We start from the raw sequence: 17,338 nt of genomic DNA, 5'->3' as shown, positions 1-17,338 counted from the left end.
GGAGCGGTGATTCATGCAGACCGATGAACCCTGTGTCGAGCTCGGGGAGAGCGCGATCTTCCAGCCCCTCGCGTTGGGGGCGCTGAGGCTCGCCAACCGTATCGTGATGGCGCCGATGACACGCAACCGGGCGCGGCCTGACGGTGTGCCCGACGGGCTAATGGTCGAATACTATGCTGCGCGTGCCGATGCCGGGCTGATCGTGGCCGAGGGCGCGTGGCCCTGTGCCGAAGCTCAGGCTTACTGTCGTCAACCCGGGATCGCGACCGACGCCCACGTGGCGGGTTGGCGCAGGGTTGTCGATGCGGTGCATGCCCGTGGTGCGCGGATCGTGCTGCAGATCATGCATTCGGGTCGGATAGGCAGCTCGCGCATCAAACCCGAAGGGGGGGAGACCGTTGCGCCCTCGGCCATCCGCGCCCACGGGCAGATCTATACCGACGCAGCCGGGATGCAGGATTTCGACATGCCTCGCGAGATGACGCAGGACGACATCGAGCACGCGATCGATTCCCATCGCATGGCCGCGCTGCGAGCCCGCACAGCCGGGTTCGATGGCGTGGAACTGCACTGCACCAGCGGCTACCTGCCCATGCAGTTCATGTACTCGGAGACCAACCGTCGTGTGGATGCTTACGGTGGCGATGCGCCGGCACGGGTGCGCTTCGCGGTCGAATGCCTGAAGGCGATGGCGGACGCCATCGGTGCAGATCGAGTGGGTTTCCGCGTGAACCCGGGCAACACCTTCAACGATGCGCGGGATGTGGATTCGGCGGCCACGCATGAGGCGCTCCTGTCTCAGGCCGCGCCGCTCGGCCTTGCCTACCTGCACGTGATGCGCGCGCCGGTATCGGACATCGACGCCTTCGCGCTCGCGCGCAAGTATTTCCCCGGGCGCCTCATCCTCAACGACGGCTTCGATCCGGAGTCGGCCGAGCGCGCGATCGCCGGTGGTGAAGGCGAAGCGGTCTCGTTCGCACGCCACTTCATTGCCAATCCGGATCTTGTTCGCCGGATGCGCATGGGTCTGCCGCTGGCGAAGTTCGATCGCCGCACGCTCTATACCCCGGGCCCCGCGGGCTATACCGATTACCCCGTGGCGGCCTGAGCGGCCCATATGCGGAACATTCTGTAGAGGAGAAAGGACGTGAAGATACTGGTCCCGGTCAAGCGGGTGGTGGATTACAACGTGAAGGTCAGGGTGAAGTCGGACAACTCCGGTGTCGAGTTGTCCGGCGTGAAGATGTCCATAAACCCGTTCGACGAGATCGCGGTGGAGGAGGCGGTACGCCTGCGCGATGCGGGCAAGGCCAACGAAGTGATCGCGGTCAGCTGCGGGGGGGGCGCATCGCAGGAGACGCTGCGCACGGCGCTCGCCATGGGGGCCGATCGGGCCATCCTGGTCGAGGTCGAAGCGGAGTTGCAGCCGCTCGCGGTCGCCAAGTTGCTGAGGGCGGTCGCCGAGCGCGAGCAGCCCCGGATGGTGATCTGTGGCAAGCAGGCGATCGATGACGATGCGAACCAGACCGGTCAGATGCTCGCGGCGCTGCTCGGATGGTCGCAGGCGACCTTCGCCTCGCGCCTGCTCGTCGATGGCGATGCCGGCTTACGGGTCACGCGTGAGGTCGATGGCGGCCTCGAGATGGTCGAGGTGAAGCTTCCTGCCGTGGTGAGTGCGGATCTGCGGCTCAACGAACCCCGTTACGCAAGCTTGCCGAACATCATGAAGGCCAAGAGAAAGCCGCTGGACATCGTGACCGCTGCGGAACTCGGGGTCGATGTGAGACCTCGGCTGCGCCACACGCATTACGCCGAGCCGCCTGCGCGCAAGGGTGGCGTCAAGGTGGCCGATGTGTCGGAACTGGTCGGGAAGCTGCGCGACGAAGCCAAGGCGATTTGAGGACAGGACATGAGAACACTGGTTATTGCAGAACACGACAAGGTCCGACTCGCTTCTGCGACGCTTGGCGCCATCACTGCGGCGAGCCGGTTTGGCGGGGAAATCGATGTGCTGGTGGCGGGGGACGCATGCGATGTGGTAGCTGCATACGCGTCGACGGTGCAGTCCGTAACGCGCGTGCTGAAGGCCGAGGCATCGCATTACGGGGACGGCACGGCCGAGAACATGGCGGCCCTCGTGCAGCGGCTTGCGAGTGGTGGCGTCTATCGGGCGGTGGTCGCGGGCGCCTCGAGTTTCGGGAAGGACCTGACGCCCCGTGTCGCCGCCCTGCTCGACGTGGCACCGGTTTCGGACGTCATCGCGATCGAGGCCCCAGGCCTCTACCGGCGGCCGATCTACGCGGGCAATGTCATCGTCACCGTCGAGTCCGACCAGCCGGTCGACGTGTTGACGGTACGTGGTACGGCCTTCGATGCGGCCGCCGCCGCCGTCGGATCGGCCGCCATCGAGCGGATCGAGGCGGCCGACGATCAGGGGCTTGTGCGTGTGACCGGGCGCGAGATCAGCAAATCGGAGCGCCCCGAGCTTGGTTCGGCCACGATCGTGGTGTCCGGAGGTCGTGGTCTCGGTAGCGGCGAGAACTACCATCGTTTGCTTGAGCCGCTCGCCGATACGCTCGGCGCTGCACTGGGCGCCTCGCGTGCCGCGGTTGACGCCGGTTTCGTGCCCAACGACTATCAGGTCGGCCAGACGGGCAAGATCGTGGCGCCCGCCCTCTACATCGCGGTGGGCATTTCCGGTGCCATTCAGCACTTGGCCGGCATGAAGGATTCAAAGGTGATCGTGGCGATCAACAAGGATCCCGAGGCGCCGATTTTCCAGGTGGCGGATTACGGACTGGTCGGCGACCTCTTTGAGGTCGTCCCGGCGCTCACCGGGCAACTTGCCGCGCGATGAGCGCGTGGGGACGCCGGCCCCAGCGCTCGACGCCTGGAGAACGCGCGTGACGCAGGGCATTCTGCTTGCTGCCGGCAACGGGCAGCGATTCGATCCTTCAGGTCTGAGGGACAAGCTATTGCAGCCGCTCGACGACGGGCGCGCTGTGCTCTGGCACAGTGCGTTCAACCTGTGCAGTGCGCTCGGCGCCTGCGTCGCGGTGATCAGGCCGGGGCAGGATGCACGCAGGGCAATTCTGGAAAGCGCTGGCTGCAGCGTCCTCGTGGCTCGGGCGGCCGAAGCCGGCATGGGCGAGACGATCGCCGCGGCGGTGCGCGAGACCGCGCAGGCGCAGGGCTGGTTGATCGCGCTCGGTGACATGCCCTGGATACCGCCGGCGCTGATCCGGCGCGTCGCTCGGGCCGTGGTGACGCCTGCCTGCGTTGCCGCGCCCTGGCATGGCGGGAGAAGAGGGCATCCGGTTGCTTTCGGGGCGGGCTGGTACGCTGCACTGACCGGGCTCAAAGGCGACGCAGGCGCGCGCGATGTGCTCCTGCAGGCTTCGATAGACCGCGTGGAGCCAGCTCCCGCGAGCGTGCTTCGTGATGTGGACGTGCCTGCGGACCTGTCCGGTGTGTGAGCGGAAAAGACCAGATCTCAGTGCGGAACTTTCCTGCTGCATGCGCCGTGCGCTGCCCTGTGGATAAACGAGAGCGGCTTTAGTGCCTGGACGGCTCCGGATCAGTCAGACGCTGCGCCGCTCTGCACCGAGGCGGATGCCTGCCTGCGAAGACGAAGCGCAAGCAGGAGCGCGAAGCCGATCATCGCGGTGAGCAGGTAACCCACATTGGTGAGTGCCGCTTCCAGGCCGTCCCGACTGGCTTGGTGAAGCAGCGACTGGGCTTCCACCCCCTGCGCTGCAACACGTGCGCTCAGATCCGTTGGCAGGATCTGGCGGCGGGATCCGGCGAACTCGGTCAGCGCATCGATCGTTTGCGGATCCAGTCCGGTCGATATGCCGTGGTGTTGCAGCGAGGCGCGGGTCTGATGGGCGAGCGTGGCACCGAAGACGGCGAGCGAGAGCGATGAGCCCGTCGGGCTACCGAGATCACGGAACATGCTGAACAGCCCGGTGCCCGCTCCCATCTTCTGGAGCGGAACCGCACTGAAGGCCATCTTCATGATCGATGGCGTGTTCGCACCCATGCTGAAACCGAGCACACAGGTGATCGCGATCACCACCCAGAGCTGCGTATCTACCTTGATGCCGACGAAGAGCAGTGCGCCCGCGAGGCTTCCGGTGAGGGCCAGGATCGAGATCGTCCGCGGCTCGAAGCGGTCGATCAGGCGTCCTGCCAGCGGCGCGCTGAGCAAGCCGCTTCCGTACAGGAAGAGGGTGACGAAGCCGAACTGCGCTGCGGTGCCGCCGGGGCGGTTGTTGATGAAGAAGGCAAGTGAATACACGACGCCACTGAAGAACAGCATGTGCAGCCAGTAGATTGCCGAGGGCAGTGCGAAGGTCGGGCGCGACAGGATGGCTGCGTCCACCACCGGTGTGACCGTACGTCGGCTGTGCTTCCACAGCACCACCAGGCTGGTGCAGCCGATCACGACGATTCCCCACGTGATCGGTGAGCGGGCGCCGAAGTTGCTGGCCCAGGTCGGCAGGGACAGCAGCGAGGCGATCGTGGCGAACAACAGCATTGCGCCCGAATAGTCGAAGGCGCCCTCCTTGCGCTCGGAGCGGATCTCCGGGACCAGCATGCGGACAGGCAGCAGTCCGGCGAGCGCGAGGGCACCGCTGATCCAGTAGACGCTCGGCCAGCCGAGGCGGTCGATCAGCAGGCCGCCGAGCAGTCCACCGGAGGCGGCACCGAAGGTCATCGTGAAGGTCAGCACGCCCAGGGCCGTGCCGCGCCGCTGTTCCGGGAAGAGATGGGTCACATAGGCGAACACGCCCGGCAGGATGCAGGCCACGCCGAAGCCCTGTGCGAAGCGTGCGGCGAGGAAGGTCGCGAAATTGGGCGCCCATGCGGCGGCGAACTCGGACAGCGCGAAGATCAGCAATCCGCCCGTAAGCACCTTCTTGCGGCCGTGCTGATCGCCGAATCTGCCCATGATGGGGGCAAAGACGGTGAGCGCGAGGAAGTAGAGGACGAGGATCAGCGCCGCGAGGCTCACAGGTATGCCGAAGTGACGGGTGACGCTGGGCAGGGCCGGCGCCTGGAATGCGGCAGCCTCGATCGTTACGAAGGTGCCGAACAACAGGGCGATGAAGACACCCCAGGGATTCCGAGCTTCCATCGATGATTCTCCGGATCGGATGTTGGTCTGCGCAGCTGCGGTTGCAGGGCGGTGAGGGTGGCGGCGCAGCGGAGGGTGAGCGCGGGAGGTGCACACTCGCTTCGAAGGCACTGCGCACAATCACGTGCACCGCGTTGGCACCCAGGCAGGTCGATGTCGCGGCCGCGAGGGGCACCGGTGCCGACGAACGCCGCATCCCAGTCTTCGCTGAGCAGCGCGTCGAGGTTGCCGACCCGGCTGCTCGGGTGGAACGCCACGCCAGGCGCCTCCATATGGCCGCGCTCCGCATCGATCACCGACTCGGGCAGCCGAAACGCCGGGATCTCGTTGCGCATCATGCGTGAGGGTGCTCGGTTTCACGGGACCCTCGCGCTGTCAGATTGCGGCGACGGTGAGCGTGGTGCTGTCCGGCGCCAGATGCGCCTGTTCTTCATCGACGCGCCCATAGACCGTCGTGCGTCGCCGCAGGGGGCGGCCTGCCGCGGTGGCAATGGCGCGCAGATCCTCATCGTTCATCCACTGTCCGTTGGCTCCGCCCGCAGCGCGGGTGATCGACTCGTACATCAGCGTGCCGCCAAGGTCGTTGGCACCGGCCCGCAGGCACAGGGCGGCGCCCTCGCTGCCCATCTTCACCCAGGAGGTCTGGACGTTGGGCAGCAGCGCGCCGAGCACGAGGCGCGGGACTGCATGCATCAGGATCGCCTCGCGCAGGCTGGGGCCGGAACGGGCCTTGCCCTTGTGCCAGAGCGGGGACTCCATATGCACGAAGGGCAGCGGGACGAATTCGGTGAAGCCGCCGGTGTCGGCCTGCAGGGCCCGAAGGTGCAGCAGGTGGCGGGCCCAGTGCAGCGGCGTATCGACGTGCCCGAACATGATCGTTGCCGTCGTGCGTAATCCGCTGCTGTGCGCGGCGCGCATCACGGCCAGCCACTCGGCCGTGTCGAGTTTGTCGGGGCAGATGAGCGCACGCACTTCGTCATCGAGGACCTCCGCGGCCGTCCCCGGCAGGGAGCCGAGCCCGGCCTCGCGTAGCCGGCCGAGGTAGGCCTCCAAAGGCAGGTTCAGGCTGCGCGCGCCGTGCAGGATCTCGAGGGGCGAGAAGGCATGAAGGTGCATCCCGGGGATTGCGGACTTCACCGCCCTGGTGAGCTCGAGATAGGTGTGGCCGTCGTAGCCCGGGTGGATTCCGCCCTGCATGCACACCTCGCGGGCGCCGCGCTCCCAGGCTTCGTGCGCGCGGTCGACCACTGCATCCGCGTCGAGCGTGTAGGCCGGACCGCGCAGGGCGCTTGCGGCGTGGCTCTTGGCAAAGGCGCAGAATCCGCAGCGGTGCTTGCAGATGTTGGTGTAGTTGATGTTGCAGTTGCGCACATAAGTCACGCTTTCGCCTACAAGCCGGGCGCGCATCGTGTCAGCCGCCTGCACGATGGCCGCAAAGTCTTCGTCGCGGGCGACGAACAGGCGCGCGATGGCGGCTTCGTCCAGCGTTTCACCGTCCGTTGCCCGGTGCAGGATCGTGGTGATCTCTGAGCTCGGCCGCGCCTGTGCGGGCCGGGTGATGAGCCTTCTTATCGACGCGCTGGGCGGCATCCGGGTGCCGGCGATCCAGTCGTCCTCGCGTACCCAGCCTTGCGCATCGGTGCTGCGCAGCACCGATGCACGGATTTCGCCCTCGGTCCATCGTGCTGCCCTGCGTGCAAAGGACGGTGCCAGCGCCAGACGTTCGACGAGCAGGCGATCACAGCGACGCGTCTCGGCGTCAAGACGCTCGAGTTCGGGCCAAGCGGCCTCGGGATTGACATGGTCGATCGTGACGGGGGAGATGCCGCCCCAGTCGTTCACGCCCGCATCGATCAAGGCGCGCAGTTCTCCAGAGCGCAGGTTTGGCGGAGCCTGGATGGACATCTGTGGGCCGAACACCATGCGTGCCATCGCGATCGTCCTCGCGTGCTCTTCCAGCGTGGGCTCGGGCGCGCCGGCCATCGGCGTGCGCGGCTTGGCGCGGAAGTTCTGCACGATGACTTCCTGAAGGTGGCCATGGCGCTCGTGCACGGCGCGCAGTGCGAGCAGGGCATCGACGCGTTCCAGGGGCGTCTCCCCGATGCCGATGAGCAAGCCGCTCGTCATCGCTACGCCCGCCGCGCCCGCGGCCTCGAGCGTGGCGAGGCGTGCCCCGGGCTGCTTGTCCGGGCAGTTCCAGTGCGGCTGCCCGCGTAGCCCAAGACGTTCGGCGGTGGTCTCCAGCATGATGCCCATCGATGCGGCGTGAGGGCGGAGCATGCGGAACTCGGCCGCCTCGAGGTTGCCGGCATTGATGTGCGGCAGCAGGCCGGTCTCCCGGAACACGCGCTCCGCGAGGGCCGCCACGTATTCCACGGTGCGGGCATATCCCAGTCCCTCGAGCGCCTCACGTGCCGCGCGGTAGCGCAGTTCGGGCTTTTCGCCGAGCGTGAACAAGGCTTCCCGACATCCGGCGGCGGCACCCGCACGTGCGATATCGAGCACTTCGTCGGGGCTCAGGAATGGAGCTGTAATGCACTTTGGCGAGGTCGCGAAAGTGCAGTAACCGCAGGCGTTGCGGCAAAGGCGGGTGACCGGGATGAATACCTTGCGGGAGTGCCCCACCAGCCGCCCGTGCCCCTGCAGGGTCAGGGCAACGGCGCAGTCGAACAGAGCCTCGGGTGACGCATGCGCTGCGAGCGCGCGGACCTGCCCGTCGTTCAGCCGTGCTCCGCCACGTGCAAGGGCGAGAAGTGTTTCGGGCTTGCTGTCCATCGCGTTGTACTCCAAGGTGAGAGGAGCGGCTCCAGAAGGCCGCCTCGCGTGTCGAGGTAGTGCTGAAGGTCTGCTGGCTCATCGATGTCTACGGCGAATCCGCGCGGAGCGCTAACGACCGGCTCGAGCCCGCGCATGCGCGCCTCAGCAAGGTGCCGCCTGAAACTGGAGGTGCCAAAACGAAAACTGAAGGTGCCCGGGGGGGAGAGGAAGATCGCGTTGGTACCGGAACCGTGATGGTCCGGTGCGAGCGCGAGCCCCGTCTTGCGGCCATGGCACACGAAGCTGTCCACCTCTGCCGGGCTGAGCCAGGGGAGATCGGCGTGTAGTACGAGCACTTCGGTCGCACCGCAAGCGGTGAGCGTGTCGCGACCTTCGTCGAGCGCGTGATTGAGTCCGGCTCCACGGTCCCTGAGCGCATGCACCCCTCGCGGCAGTATCTCCGGAACCGGTGTGATCACTGCGATCTGATCGATCTCGCTTGCGGTGTCGAGCGTCTCCAGCACGTGCTCAAACATCGAAATGACCAGGTTTTCCCGCTGTCGGCGCGTAAGCGTGCCGCCAAGCCGGCTCTTTCCCTGATGCGGAGGCTTGAGCGCGAGAAGTGCCCAGCAACTCATGGCTTTAGTCCGCCTTTTCGGTTCGGGAGGGCGCGGGCGAAGCGGAAGGTCCGGCTGCGCCAACCCCATCCGCTCTGGGATGTCATTCGGGGCTCACTCTGCGGCAGCGGAACGATCGAGCCGGCCCGTGATGCGGATGCCTGCCCCATCGACCTTGTAGGTCTTGTTGAGGAAAATGAGGATCGAGGTCAGTGCCTCGGCGGCGGCGGAGTTAGCCAGCACGCCGGCGTGTAGGCCGCGTAGGCCCGCGCAGTCCGCCAGGGCCACGGCGACCGCACGTGCTTCCTTGTCATCGCCGAAGACCAGGACGTCGCACTCCACCTTCTGGTCGGTGGCGAGCTTGTGGGCCGCGACGTTGTGGAAGGCGGAAACGACTCGCACCGTCTCGCCGACCAGTTGTCGTGCGCGCTGGGCGGCGCTGCCCTCGGCGGGCAACTGCACGCGCGCAACCTTGGGCGGCATGAGTGGGACGGTGGTGTCGATCAGGATCTTTCCGGCCAAGGCGGGACGGATCTCCTCGAGAACGGCCGCTTGGGAGGAAAAAGGCACGGTCGTCACCACGATGTCGGCAGCGCAGGCGGCCTCCAGATTCGAGGCAGACAGGATTGCGGTGTCGAGTCCCGCGCCCAGGCTTATGGCGGCTTCCCGTGCCTTCTCCGCGGTGCGTGAGCCGATGATCACCTTCTTGCCCGCCTTGGCCCAGCGCCTTGCGAGTGCAGCGCCAAGGTTACCCGTTCCGCCGACCACGGCGATTGTCTGCTCCATGTCCTGCTCCCGTCCTGATTTCAATTGTCACCAGGGCAAACCGCCAGGATGCGGCCTGAGGCATTGAGTTCGCCCTGTGGTGCTGTGTATCCACCTTAGGGAAGGAGCCCTCATCAGGCATCGCCTGATTGAGTTATGGGTGCGATTCAAATATGGACAGACGCCCCGATCGGGGGCCAGCGGTCCCCGCGGGGGTGGGTAGGGTAGTCCTGAGCTTCACGCGCGGCCGATCCGCGTGGATCAGGCGCGGGATACTGACGCGGGACTCATGTGCGGGGGAGATGTCGGCCGGTGCGATAGAGGAGGATCATCGCGCTCAAGGACGTCGCGCAGCCGACGAGCAGCGCGTGGCGCAGCGCCTCGCTGCCCAGCAGCGGGTGCAGCAGATCGCTCAGCGTGCCGATCAGCAGCGGGCCGAAGCCAACGCCGAAAAGCGTGCTGAGCAGGGTCTGCAGGGCGATCGCGCGGGCGCGGATGTGCGGACTCGTGAGCGTGGTCAGCAGGGCGAACGAGGGGCCGAGCCACCATACCGCGAAGAAGCCGTGCAGGCCGCACCACAGCATCGCTTCGGGCACCGGTACGCCCGCGATCTCCATCCAGATGTCGGCCGGCCAGAAGAGATAGGTGGCCAGTGAGAGCAGTCCGACCGCGTGGCCGAGGATCGGGACTCCGAGACGCCAGTGCGCACCGCGCGAGCCGGTGCGATCACTCAGCCAGCCGGCGAACATGACCCCGAGGCCGGCGCTGACGCCGCCCACCAGCCCGGTCAGGAGGCCGGCATGCTGCAACGCGAGGCCGTAGGAGCGCACGAGGAAGGTCGCGTTCCACATTCCGAACGCGGTGCCGCCCAGTGTTGCCGTGGCCCCCGCCAGGATCAGGTAGCGCACGGCCTTCTCCGCCCACAGCGCCTTGAGGGGCGAACGAAGGTCGAGCGGTCGCGCGTGTTCGGCCGCGGCATCCCAGCGGCCCCGCCCGGGCTCGCGGCCTAAGGCCAGAACCAGCATGCCGATCAGCAGTGCCGGCGATCCGACCACGATGAAGGTGGTACGCCAGCCCCAGACATCGACCATCCAGGCCCCGAGGCTGAGCGCGATGATCGCGGCGAAGGTCGGGGCAGCGGTGAAGAAGCTGATGGCGAAGGCGCGCCGTTGCGGCGGATAGAGATCCGCGATCAGTGACAGCGCGGCGGGCGCCGCCGGCGCTTCGGTAACCGCCACGGCCATGCGTGCCAGCACCAGCAACAGGAAACTGCCCGTGAAGCCGCACAGGATGGTGGCGACGCCCCACAGCATGCAGGACGCTGCCACCACCCCGATGCGCGGCAGGCGGTCGGCCAGACGCCCGGCCGGCAGGCCGAGCACCGCGAACACCGCCGCGAAGGCGAGGCCGGAGATGAGGCCCATCGAGGTGTCGCTGGCGCCGAACTCCTGCTTGATCGGCTCGATCATGACGGCCACGATCTGGCGGCCGACGAAGTTGTCGGCGTACATCATCGCGAGCAGGAAGAGGAGGCCATGACTGCGCCACGGCGATAGCGCGGCGGGAGGGGCCAGGGCCTCGGTCGTCATGTCAGGCCTGCGCCACCTGTCGTGCGCGCGCCAGGTTCAGCGCCGTATCCTCGATCATGTCCTCCTGGCCGCCGACCATGCCGCGGCGGCCCATCTCGACCAGGATCTCGCGCGCGGGCACGCCGTACTTCTTCTCGGCGCGCTTGGCGAACAGCAGGAAGGAGCCATACACGCCGGCGTAGCCGAGCGTGAGCGCGTCGCGGTCGATGCGGATCGGGAAGTCCATGATCGGCACCACCAGGTCTTCGGCCACGTCCTGGATCCTGAACACGTCCACGCCGGTCTCGATGCCCATCAGGTCGCACACCGCGATGAAGACTTCCAGCGGCGTGTTGCCCGCGCCGGCACCCAGGCCCGCGGCGGCGGCGTCGATGCGGTTGGCGCCGACTTCGAGCGCGGCCAGGCTGTTGGCCACGCCCATGGCGAGGTTGTGGTGGCCGTGGAAGCCGAGCTCGGTCTCGGGCTTCAGCGCGTCGCGCACCGCGGCCAGGCGCGCCTTGACCGTGTCGGGCAGCAGGTGGCCGGCGGAGTCGGTGACGTAGATGCAGTTGGCGCCGTAGCTCTCCATCAGTTTCGCCTGCTTGACCAGCCCTTCGGGGCTGTTCATGTGCGCCATCATCAGGAAGCCGACGGTGTCCATGCCGAGCTTGCGGGCCATGCCGATGTGCTGCTCGGAGACGTCGGCCTCGGTGCAGTGGGTGGCCACGCGGATGGTGGAGACCCCCAGCTCGTGCGCCATCTGCAGGTGATCGACGGTGCCGATGCCCGGCAGCAGCAGCGCCGAGACCTTGGCCTGCTTCATCAGCGGGATCACCGCGCCGAGGTACTCCTCGTCGCTGTGCGCCGGGAAGCCGTAGTTCACCGAGCTGCCACCGAGGCCGTCGCCGTGGGTGACCTCGATCAGCGGCACGCCCGCTTCATCGAGCCCGGTGGCGATGCTCTTCATCTGCTCGAGCGTCATCAGGTGGCGCTTGGGGTGCATGCCGTCACGCAGGGTCATGTCGTGGACGGTGATCTTCTTGCCGCGAAGTTCCATGTTCATCTCTCCTTGTGGCCGGGGCGCTCAGGCCACCATGGTGGCGCGGTTGGATTCGAGCTTCAGACGCCCGGCGAGGATCTCCTCGGCGAACATCTCGGCGGTGCGCGCACCGGCCGCGGTCATGATGTCGAGGTTGCCGGCGTACTTGGGCAGATAGTCGCCCAGGCCTTCGACCTCCAGGTACACCGAGACGCGGTTGCCGTCGAACACCGGGCCATTGACCAGGCGGTAGCCGGGCACGTACTTCTGCACCTCGCGGATCATGGCGTGGGTGGATTCGGTGATCGCGGCCTGGTCGGGTTCGGTCTCGGTCAGGCAATGCACCGTGTCGCGCATGATCAGCGGCGGCTCGGCCGGATTCAGGATGATGATCGCCTTGCCCTTCTTCGCGCCGCCGACCTTCTCGACCGCGCCCGCGGTGGTGCGGGTGAATTCGTCGATGTTCTTGCGCGTGCCGGGGCCGGCCGACTTGGAGGACACGGTGGCGACGATCTCGCCGTAGGCCACCGGCTGCACGCGCGACACGGCCGCAACCATCGGGATCGTGGCCTGGCCGCCGCAGGTGACCATGTTGACGTTCATCTCGCCCTTGCCGACGTGTTCCACCAGATTGACCGGCGGCACGCAGAAGGGGCCGATGGCCGCGGGGGTGAGGTCGATCATCAGCACGCCGAGTTCGTTGAGCTTGCGGCTGTTCTCGGCATGGACGTAGGCGCTGGTGGCGTCGAAGGCGATCTGCACGCCGTCGGCCAGCACATGCGGCAGCAGCCCATCGACGCCCTCGGCGGTGGTCTTGAGGCCGAGTTCGCGCGCGCGCGCCAGGCCCTCCGAGGTGGCGTCGATGCCCACCATCCAGACCGGCTCGAGCACCGGGCTGCGCTTCAACTTGTACAGCAGGTCGGTGCCGATGTTGCCCGGACCGATCAGGGCGCATTTGATCTTGTTGCTCATGTGAATAGCTCTCCGCGTTGCGGCCGCGAATGGCCGTGTGCTGGAATGGGGAAGGATTGCGCGGGGTGCAGGCAGCGCGGCGGCGGGGGGACGAGGGAGAGAGACGCCGCCGCACGCCTGCAGACGGTCGAGATCAGCTGAACGCCACCGAACAGCGGCCGAGGCCCTCGATCTCCATTTCGAAACGATCACCTGCGCGCGCAGGAACCAGCGGCGCGAGCGAACCGGACAGGATCAGCTCGCCGGCGCGGAAGGGGATGCCGAAGCGGCCGAGCGTGTTCGCGAGCCAGGCCACGGCCTCGGCCGGATGGCCCTGCACCGCGGAGCCGAGGCCTTCGCCGACGGGTTCGCCATTGCGCGACATGCGCATGCGCACGGCCGCGAGGTCCAGCCCGGCCGGGTCGGTGTGCTGCTCGCCGATCACGAATACGCCGCAGGAGGCGTTGTCGGCCACGGTGTCCTGGATCCGGATCTTCCAGTCGTCGATGCGGGAATCGACGATCTCGAAGCAGGGCGCAACCCAGGCCGTGGCCGCGAGCACGTCCTCCCTGGTCACGCCCGGGCCGTGCAGGTCCGACTTCAGCATGAAGGCGATCTCGCCCTCGGCGCGCGGCTGGATCAGTCCGGCCGCGGCGATCGCGATGGTGGCGCCGTCCGCATAGTGCATGGCATCGGTGAGGAAGCCGAAGTCGGGCTGATGCACGTTGAGCATGTCCTGCACCGGCTTGCTGGTGACGCCGATCTTCTTGCCCACCACGCGCTCGCCGGCAGCCTGGCGGCGCTCGAGCATGTGCAGCGAGATGTGGTACGCGTCGTCGATGCCGATCTCCGGATGGCGGTCGGTCAGGGGCGTCAGCGTGCGGCGTTCGCGCAGGGCGGCGTAGAGTTCGTCGCCGAGGCGACGGATCAGCGAAGTGTCCATGTTCGGGTTCATTCGTGAGCGAGAGCCAGGTCGGGAGGGATCAGCCGGGCCAGACGCTCGACTCGGCGCCACCATCGACCTCGATGATCTTGCCCGTCACCCAGGCCGAGGCCGGCGTGGCGAGATAGAGCGCGGCTGCGGCGATGTCCTCGACCTCGCCGAGGCGCTTCAGGGGCGTGTTCTTGATCATGCCCTCGCGCATGTTGGCGGGCAGGGCACGGTCGAGCGCGGCGGTCATGATCGGTCCGGGCGCGATCGCGTTCACGCGGACGTCGGGCGCGAAATCCTGCGCCAGCAGGCGCGTCAATTGGGAGAGTCCGGCCTTGGCGGTGCCATAGGCGCTGAAGTAGGGCTGGGCGTAGCGAGCCGCGCCCGAGGTGATGTTGATCACGTTGCCACCGCCGGCCGCGCGCATGTGCGGCACGCACAGGCGGGTGAGCTCGTAGGCCGAGCTGACGTTGAAGCGGAACACCCCCTCGAACTTCTCGGCGGACATCTTGAGCGGGTCGTTGGGGCCGGAGCCGCCAGCGTTGTTGACCAGGTGGGTGATGCGGCCGAAGGCCTTCAGCGCGGCCTCGACCACGCCCGCCAGCTGCGGCAGGTCGGTGACGTCGCACTGCACGGCGAGCGCGCGCCGGCCGAGGCCGCGGACCTCTTCCGCCACGGCCTCGACGTCGGCCAGCGTGCGCGCCGCGCACACCACGTCGGCCCCGGCCTCGGCATAGCTCAGGGCGATGGCGCGGCCGATGCCGCGGCCGCCGCCGGTGACGATGGCGACCTGGTTGTCCAGGCGGAAGCGTTCGATCAGGGGCATGGGGTGTCCTTTCTTGTCGTTCGGTGGCGCGGGAGAGTGTGGCGAGTCGGCAGGGCGTGTCAGCGCGCCGACCAGAGGTCGGGCATGCCGGGGTCGCTGGTCGAGATCAGGCGCTTGAGCAGCAGCTTGAGGGCCATCGTGTCGCCGGTGCCGAGCTTGGCGGCGATGTCTTCCTCGACCGCCTTGGCGAGCGCGATCTGGCGCAGCGAGGCCTCGCGACCGTCCGCGGTCAGCGCGTAGCGTGTCTCGCCGTCGTCGGTTTCGAGCGCGACGAGCTGCTGGGACTCGAGGGCAGCCATCGATTCGGCGCTGGCCAGCATGCCGGTGTAGGCAATGAAGGCGTTGAGTTCATCGAGGGTCAGGCGGTCCTGGATCGACAGCACCGACAGGATGAAGAACGAGCGCTCGTCCAGCGCCTGGGTGCTCAGCAGCTGGCGCAGGGCGTACAGCATCTGATAATGCGCACGGCCCAGCAGGTAGCCGAGGAGGTCCTCGGTGTAGCTGCACTCGGGCGGCGGCGTGGCGCCCAGGCGGACTTCCTCGCGCGGCTTGCGCGCGGCCAGCGCGTACTGCCCGCTCTGGAACACCAGCGGCGGCAGGTTGCTGTGGTCGTAGGCCAGCACCTCGCCGACGAAGATGACATGGTCACCGCCGTCGTAGCTGAAGGCGGTGCGGCACTGGAAGCGCGCGGTGCAGTCGGTGAGCAGCGGGGCCTTGCTGATGCCCTCATCCAGCTCGAGGCCGGCGAACTTGTCCTCGCCCTGGCGCGCGAAGCGGCCCGACAGCGCCTCCTGCTCGGCCGACAGCACGTGCACGTTCCAGTGCTTGGCGGTCGAGAAGGCCGCCAGGCTGCGCGCGTTCTTCGCCAGGCTCCACAGCACGAGCGGAGGGTTGAGCGAGACCGAGTTGAAGCTGTTGGCGGTGATGCCGATGGCCTCGCCATCTGCAGCCCGGGTCGTGATGATGGTGACGCCGGTGGTGAAGGTGCCGAGCGCCGCGCGGAATGCCTGGGGGTCGAAGCCCGTTTGCGTCGTCATGTTCTGTCTCGCAGGACCGGAAGGGTGATGGCATCGAGTATGGATTTCGGCGGGGCCGAGGGTCATCGTCCCAACGGACTAGCGTTTCTGCGCATGACGGGCGTCGCGCTCGTCCGATCGGACGACGCGTATTCCTGGCGCTCGGGGTAAGGTCGCGACAGCATGCAGGTGTCTGCAATTCTGTCCCGCAACCCGGAGCGATCCCCGTGACGAAAGAGATCATCACCACCGCTGCAGGCCTCGCTGGCCTGCTCCAGCAACAGCGCCAGGCCTTCAATGCCGCCGGTGCGGTCAGTGCCGCCGAGCGCAAGCGCCGCATCCAGACCGCGATCGACCTGCTGGTGAAGTACCACAAGCCTCTGGTCGAGGCGATGGACGCGGACTTTGGCGGGCGCCCCAGGGGCTACTCGCTGATGAACGACGTGCTCGGCTCGCTGACCTCGCTCAAGTACGCGCGCGATCACTTCGAGCCCTGGATGGCGAGCGAGCCGCGCACGCCGTTCCCGCCCTACGACCAGCTCGGCGCCCAGGCCTGGGTCATGTACCAGCCCAAGGGCACGGTGGGCATCATCGGCACCTGGAACGCGCCGTTGTTCACGCTGTTCAGCCCGCTCGCCAGCGCGCTCGCCGCCGGCAACCGCGCCATCCTCAAGCCCTCCGAGGTGGTGTCGCGCACCGCTCAGGTGGTGGCCGAGGCGGTGGTCGACATGTTCGATCCGCTCGAGGTCGGCGTCGTCACCGGCGGCCCGGACATGGGCGAAGTCTTCACCGCGCAGCCTTTCGATCACATCGTGTTCACCGGCAGCACACAGGTGGGCAAGGCGGTGATGCGCAACGCGTCGCAGAACCTGGTGCCGGTGACACTCGAATTGGGTGGCAAGTCACCCACCATCGTCGCCCGCAGCGCCGACCTGGCGACCGCGGCCTTCCGCATCGCCGCGGCGAAGGCGAGCAACGGCGGCCAGCTGTGCGTGAATCCGGACGTCGTCTACGTGGCCCGTGAGCAGCTCGAGGCCTTCGTCGCCGCGCTCAAGCGCAGCTTCGGCGAGCTGTTCCCGAGCGTCGCGGGCAACCCGGACATGGTGGCGGTGGTGAACGATCGCCACCTGGCGCGCGTCGAGTCCTACGTGAGCGATGCCGTCCAGGCCGGCGCGCGCGTCGAGTGCGCACCGGCGCCGCTTGCCGCCGATGCGGCAGGCCGCCGGCGTCCGCTCTCCATCGTTATCGACCCGCCGCAGGGCGCGAAGATCATGCAGGAGGAGATCTTCGGGCCGGCGGTGGTGGTCAAGCCCTTTGAGACGATCGATGCTGTGATCGCCGACATCAATTCCCGTCCGCGCCCGCTCGCGCTGTACTACTTCGGCGAGGACGAAGCCGAGCAGCAGCGCGTGCTCGAGCACACGCTGTCGGGCGGGGTCACGATCAACGAGGCGATGTTCCACGCCGCGATGGAGGATGCGCCCTTCGGTGGCGTGGGCGATTCCGGCATGGGGCACTACCACGGCCGCGAAGGTTTCCTCGAGTTCAGCCACACGCGCACGGTGTTCAAGGCGCCGGCCTACGACCCGCGTCGGGAGTGGGGCCTGCTGCCGCCGTACTCCGAGCACTTCCTGGCGATGATGGAGGCGCAGGTCACGCCCTGAGCCTCGCACGCAGCCGGGGCGCCGCCTTCGGGGCGGCGCGGCCCGCTGCGCGTGCGCGCCCGCT

At 67.5% G+C, this 17,338-nt stretch carries 15 protein-coding genes; 5 read left to right on the top strand and 10 right to left on the bottom strand.

What is annotated here, in order from left to right:
* Nucleotides 1-13 precede the first annotated feature (13 nt).
* Genes AAG895_RS10480 through AAG895_RS10465 form a run of 4 tightly spaced genes read left to right on the top strand, consistent with a single transcriptional unit; the run spans nucleotide 14 to nucleotide 3,476 of the window.
* Complete coding sequence (locus tag AAG895_RS10480; protein ID WP_345791959.1) at nucleotides 14-1,108, top strand: alkene reductase; 1,095 nt, start codon at nucleotides 14-16, stop codon at nucleotides 1,106-1,108.
* Nucleotides 1,109-1,147: 39 nt separating this feature from the next.
* Nucleotides 1,148-1,900 (top strand): electron transfer flavoprotein subunit beta/FixA family protein, encoded by a 753-nt coding sequence (locus AAG895_RS10475; RefSeq protein ID WP_345791958.1) that lies wholly within the window; start codon nucleotides 1,148-1,150, stop codon nucleotides 1,898-1,900.
* A gap of 9 nt (nucleotides 1,901-1,909) precedes the next feature.
* Nucleotides 1,910-2,857 (top strand): FAD-binding protein, encoded by a 948-nt coding sequence (locus AAG895_RS10470; protein WP_345791957.1) that lies wholly within the window; start codon nucleotides 1,910-1,912, stop codon nucleotides 2,855-2,857.
* Nucleotides 2,858-2,903: 46 nt separating this feature from the next.
* Entirely contained in the window at nucleotides 2,904-3,476 is a 573-nt protein-coding gene (locus AAG895_RS10465; RefSeq protein ID WP_345791956.1) for a nucleotidyltransferase family protein, read from the top strand.
* Nucleotides 3,477-3,577: 101 nt separating this feature from the next.
* Here AAG895_RS10465 and AAG895_RS10460 read toward each other — a convergent pair whose 3' ends face one another.
* From AAG895_RS10460 to AAG895_RS10415, 10 genes are all read right to left on the bottom strand, one after another.
* A complete protein-coding gene (locus AAG895_RS10460; RefSeq protein ID WP_345791955.1) occupies nucleotides 3,578-5,140 on the bottom strand; it encodes an MFS transporter in 1,563 nt (520 codons plus the stop codon).
* Nucleotides 5,141-5,515: 375 nt separating this feature from the next.
* A complete protein-coding gene (gene cofH / locus AAG895_RS10455) occupies nucleotides 5,516-7,915 on the bottom strand; it encodes a 5-amino-6-(D-ribitylamino)uracil--L-tyrosine 4-hydroxyphenyl transferase CofH (protein ID WP_345791954.1) in 2,400 nt (799 codons plus the stop codon).
* Complete coding sequence (gene cofC / locus AAG895_RS10450; protein ID WP_345791953.1) at nucleotides 7,861-8,535, bottom strand: 2-phospho-L-lactate guanylyltransferase; 675 nt, start codon at nucleotides 8,533-8,535, stop codon at nucleotides 7,861-7,863. Before cofC ends, cofH begins: the two co-directional genes overlap by 55 nt.
* Before the next feature lie 93 nt (nucleotides 8,536-8,628).
* Complete coding sequence (gene npdG / locus AAG895_RS10445; RefSeq protein WP_345791952.1) at nucleotides 8,629-9,300, bottom strand: NADPH-dependent F420 reductase; 672 nt, start codon at nucleotides 9,298-9,300, stop codon at nucleotides 8,629-8,631.
* 266 nt (nucleotides 9,301-9,566) lie between these two features.
* The gene (locus AAG895_RS10440) at nucleotides 9,567-10,868 is read right to left on the bottom strand and encodes an MFS transporter (protein WP_345791951.1); all 1,302 of its coding nucleotides are present in this window, start codon (nucleotides 10,866-10,868) and stop codon (nucleotides 9,567-9,569) included.
* Between the two features lies 1 nt (nucleotide 10,869).
* Nucleotides 10,870-11,904 carry a 4-hydroxy-2-oxovalerate aldolase gene (gene dmpG / locus AAG895_RS10435; protein WP_345795273.1) on the bottom strand — a complete coding sequence of 345 codons (1,035 nt, stop codon included), beginning with the start codon at nucleotides 11,902-11,904 and terminating at the stop codon, nucleotides 10,870-10,872.
* Nucleotides 11,905-11,931: 27 nt separating this feature from the next.
* Nucleotides 11,932-12,858 carry an acetaldehyde dehydrogenase (acetylating) gene (locus AAG895_RS10430; RefSeq protein ID WP_345791950.1) on the bottom strand — a complete coding sequence of 309 codons (927 nt, stop codon included), beginning with the start codon at nucleotides 12,856-12,858 and terminating at the stop codon, nucleotides 11,932-11,934.
* A 133-nt stretch (nucleotides 12,859-12,991) separates the two neighbouring features.
* Entirely contained in the window at nucleotides 12,992-13,780 is a 789-nt protein-coding gene (locus AAG895_RS10425) for a fumarylacetoacetate hydrolase family protein (protein WP_345791949.1), read from the bottom strand.
* Nucleotides 13,781-13,820: 40 nt separating this feature from the next.
* On the bottom strand, nucleotides 13,821-14,594 hold the full coding sequence (locus AAG895_RS10420) for a glucose 1-dehydrogenase (protein WP_345791948.1): 774 nt from the start codon (nucleotides 14,592-14,594) through the stop codon (nucleotides 13,821-13,823).
* A gap of 59 nt (nucleotides 14,595-14,653) precedes the next feature.
* Nucleotides 14,654-15,631 (bottom strand): flavin reductase family protein, encoded by a 978-nt coding sequence (locus AAG895_RS10415; RefSeq protein ID WP_345791947.1) that lies wholly within the window; start codon nucleotides 15,629-15,631, stop codon nucleotides 14,654-14,656.
* A 206-nt stretch (nucleotides 15,632-15,837) separates the two neighbouring features.
* Between AAG895_RS10415 and AAG895_RS10410 the strand changes: the two genes are divergently transcribed.
* Nucleotides 15,838-17,274: an aldehyde dehydrogenase family protein gene (locus AAG895_RS10410; RefSeq protein WP_345791946.1), complete on the top strand. Its 1,437-nt coding sequence runs from the start codon at nucleotides 15,838-15,840 to the stop codon at nucleotides 17,272-17,274.
* Nucleotides 17,275-17,338 lie beyond the last annotated feature (64 nt).

The organism is Thauera sp. JM12B12, from assembly GCF_039614725.1.
Lineage (GTDB): Bacteria > Pseudomonadota > Gammaproteobacteria > Burkholderiales > Rhodocyclaceae > Thauera.
The sequence above is the reverse complement of the archived record's forward strand: the minus strand, read 5'-3'. Positions and strand labels throughout refer to the sequence as shown.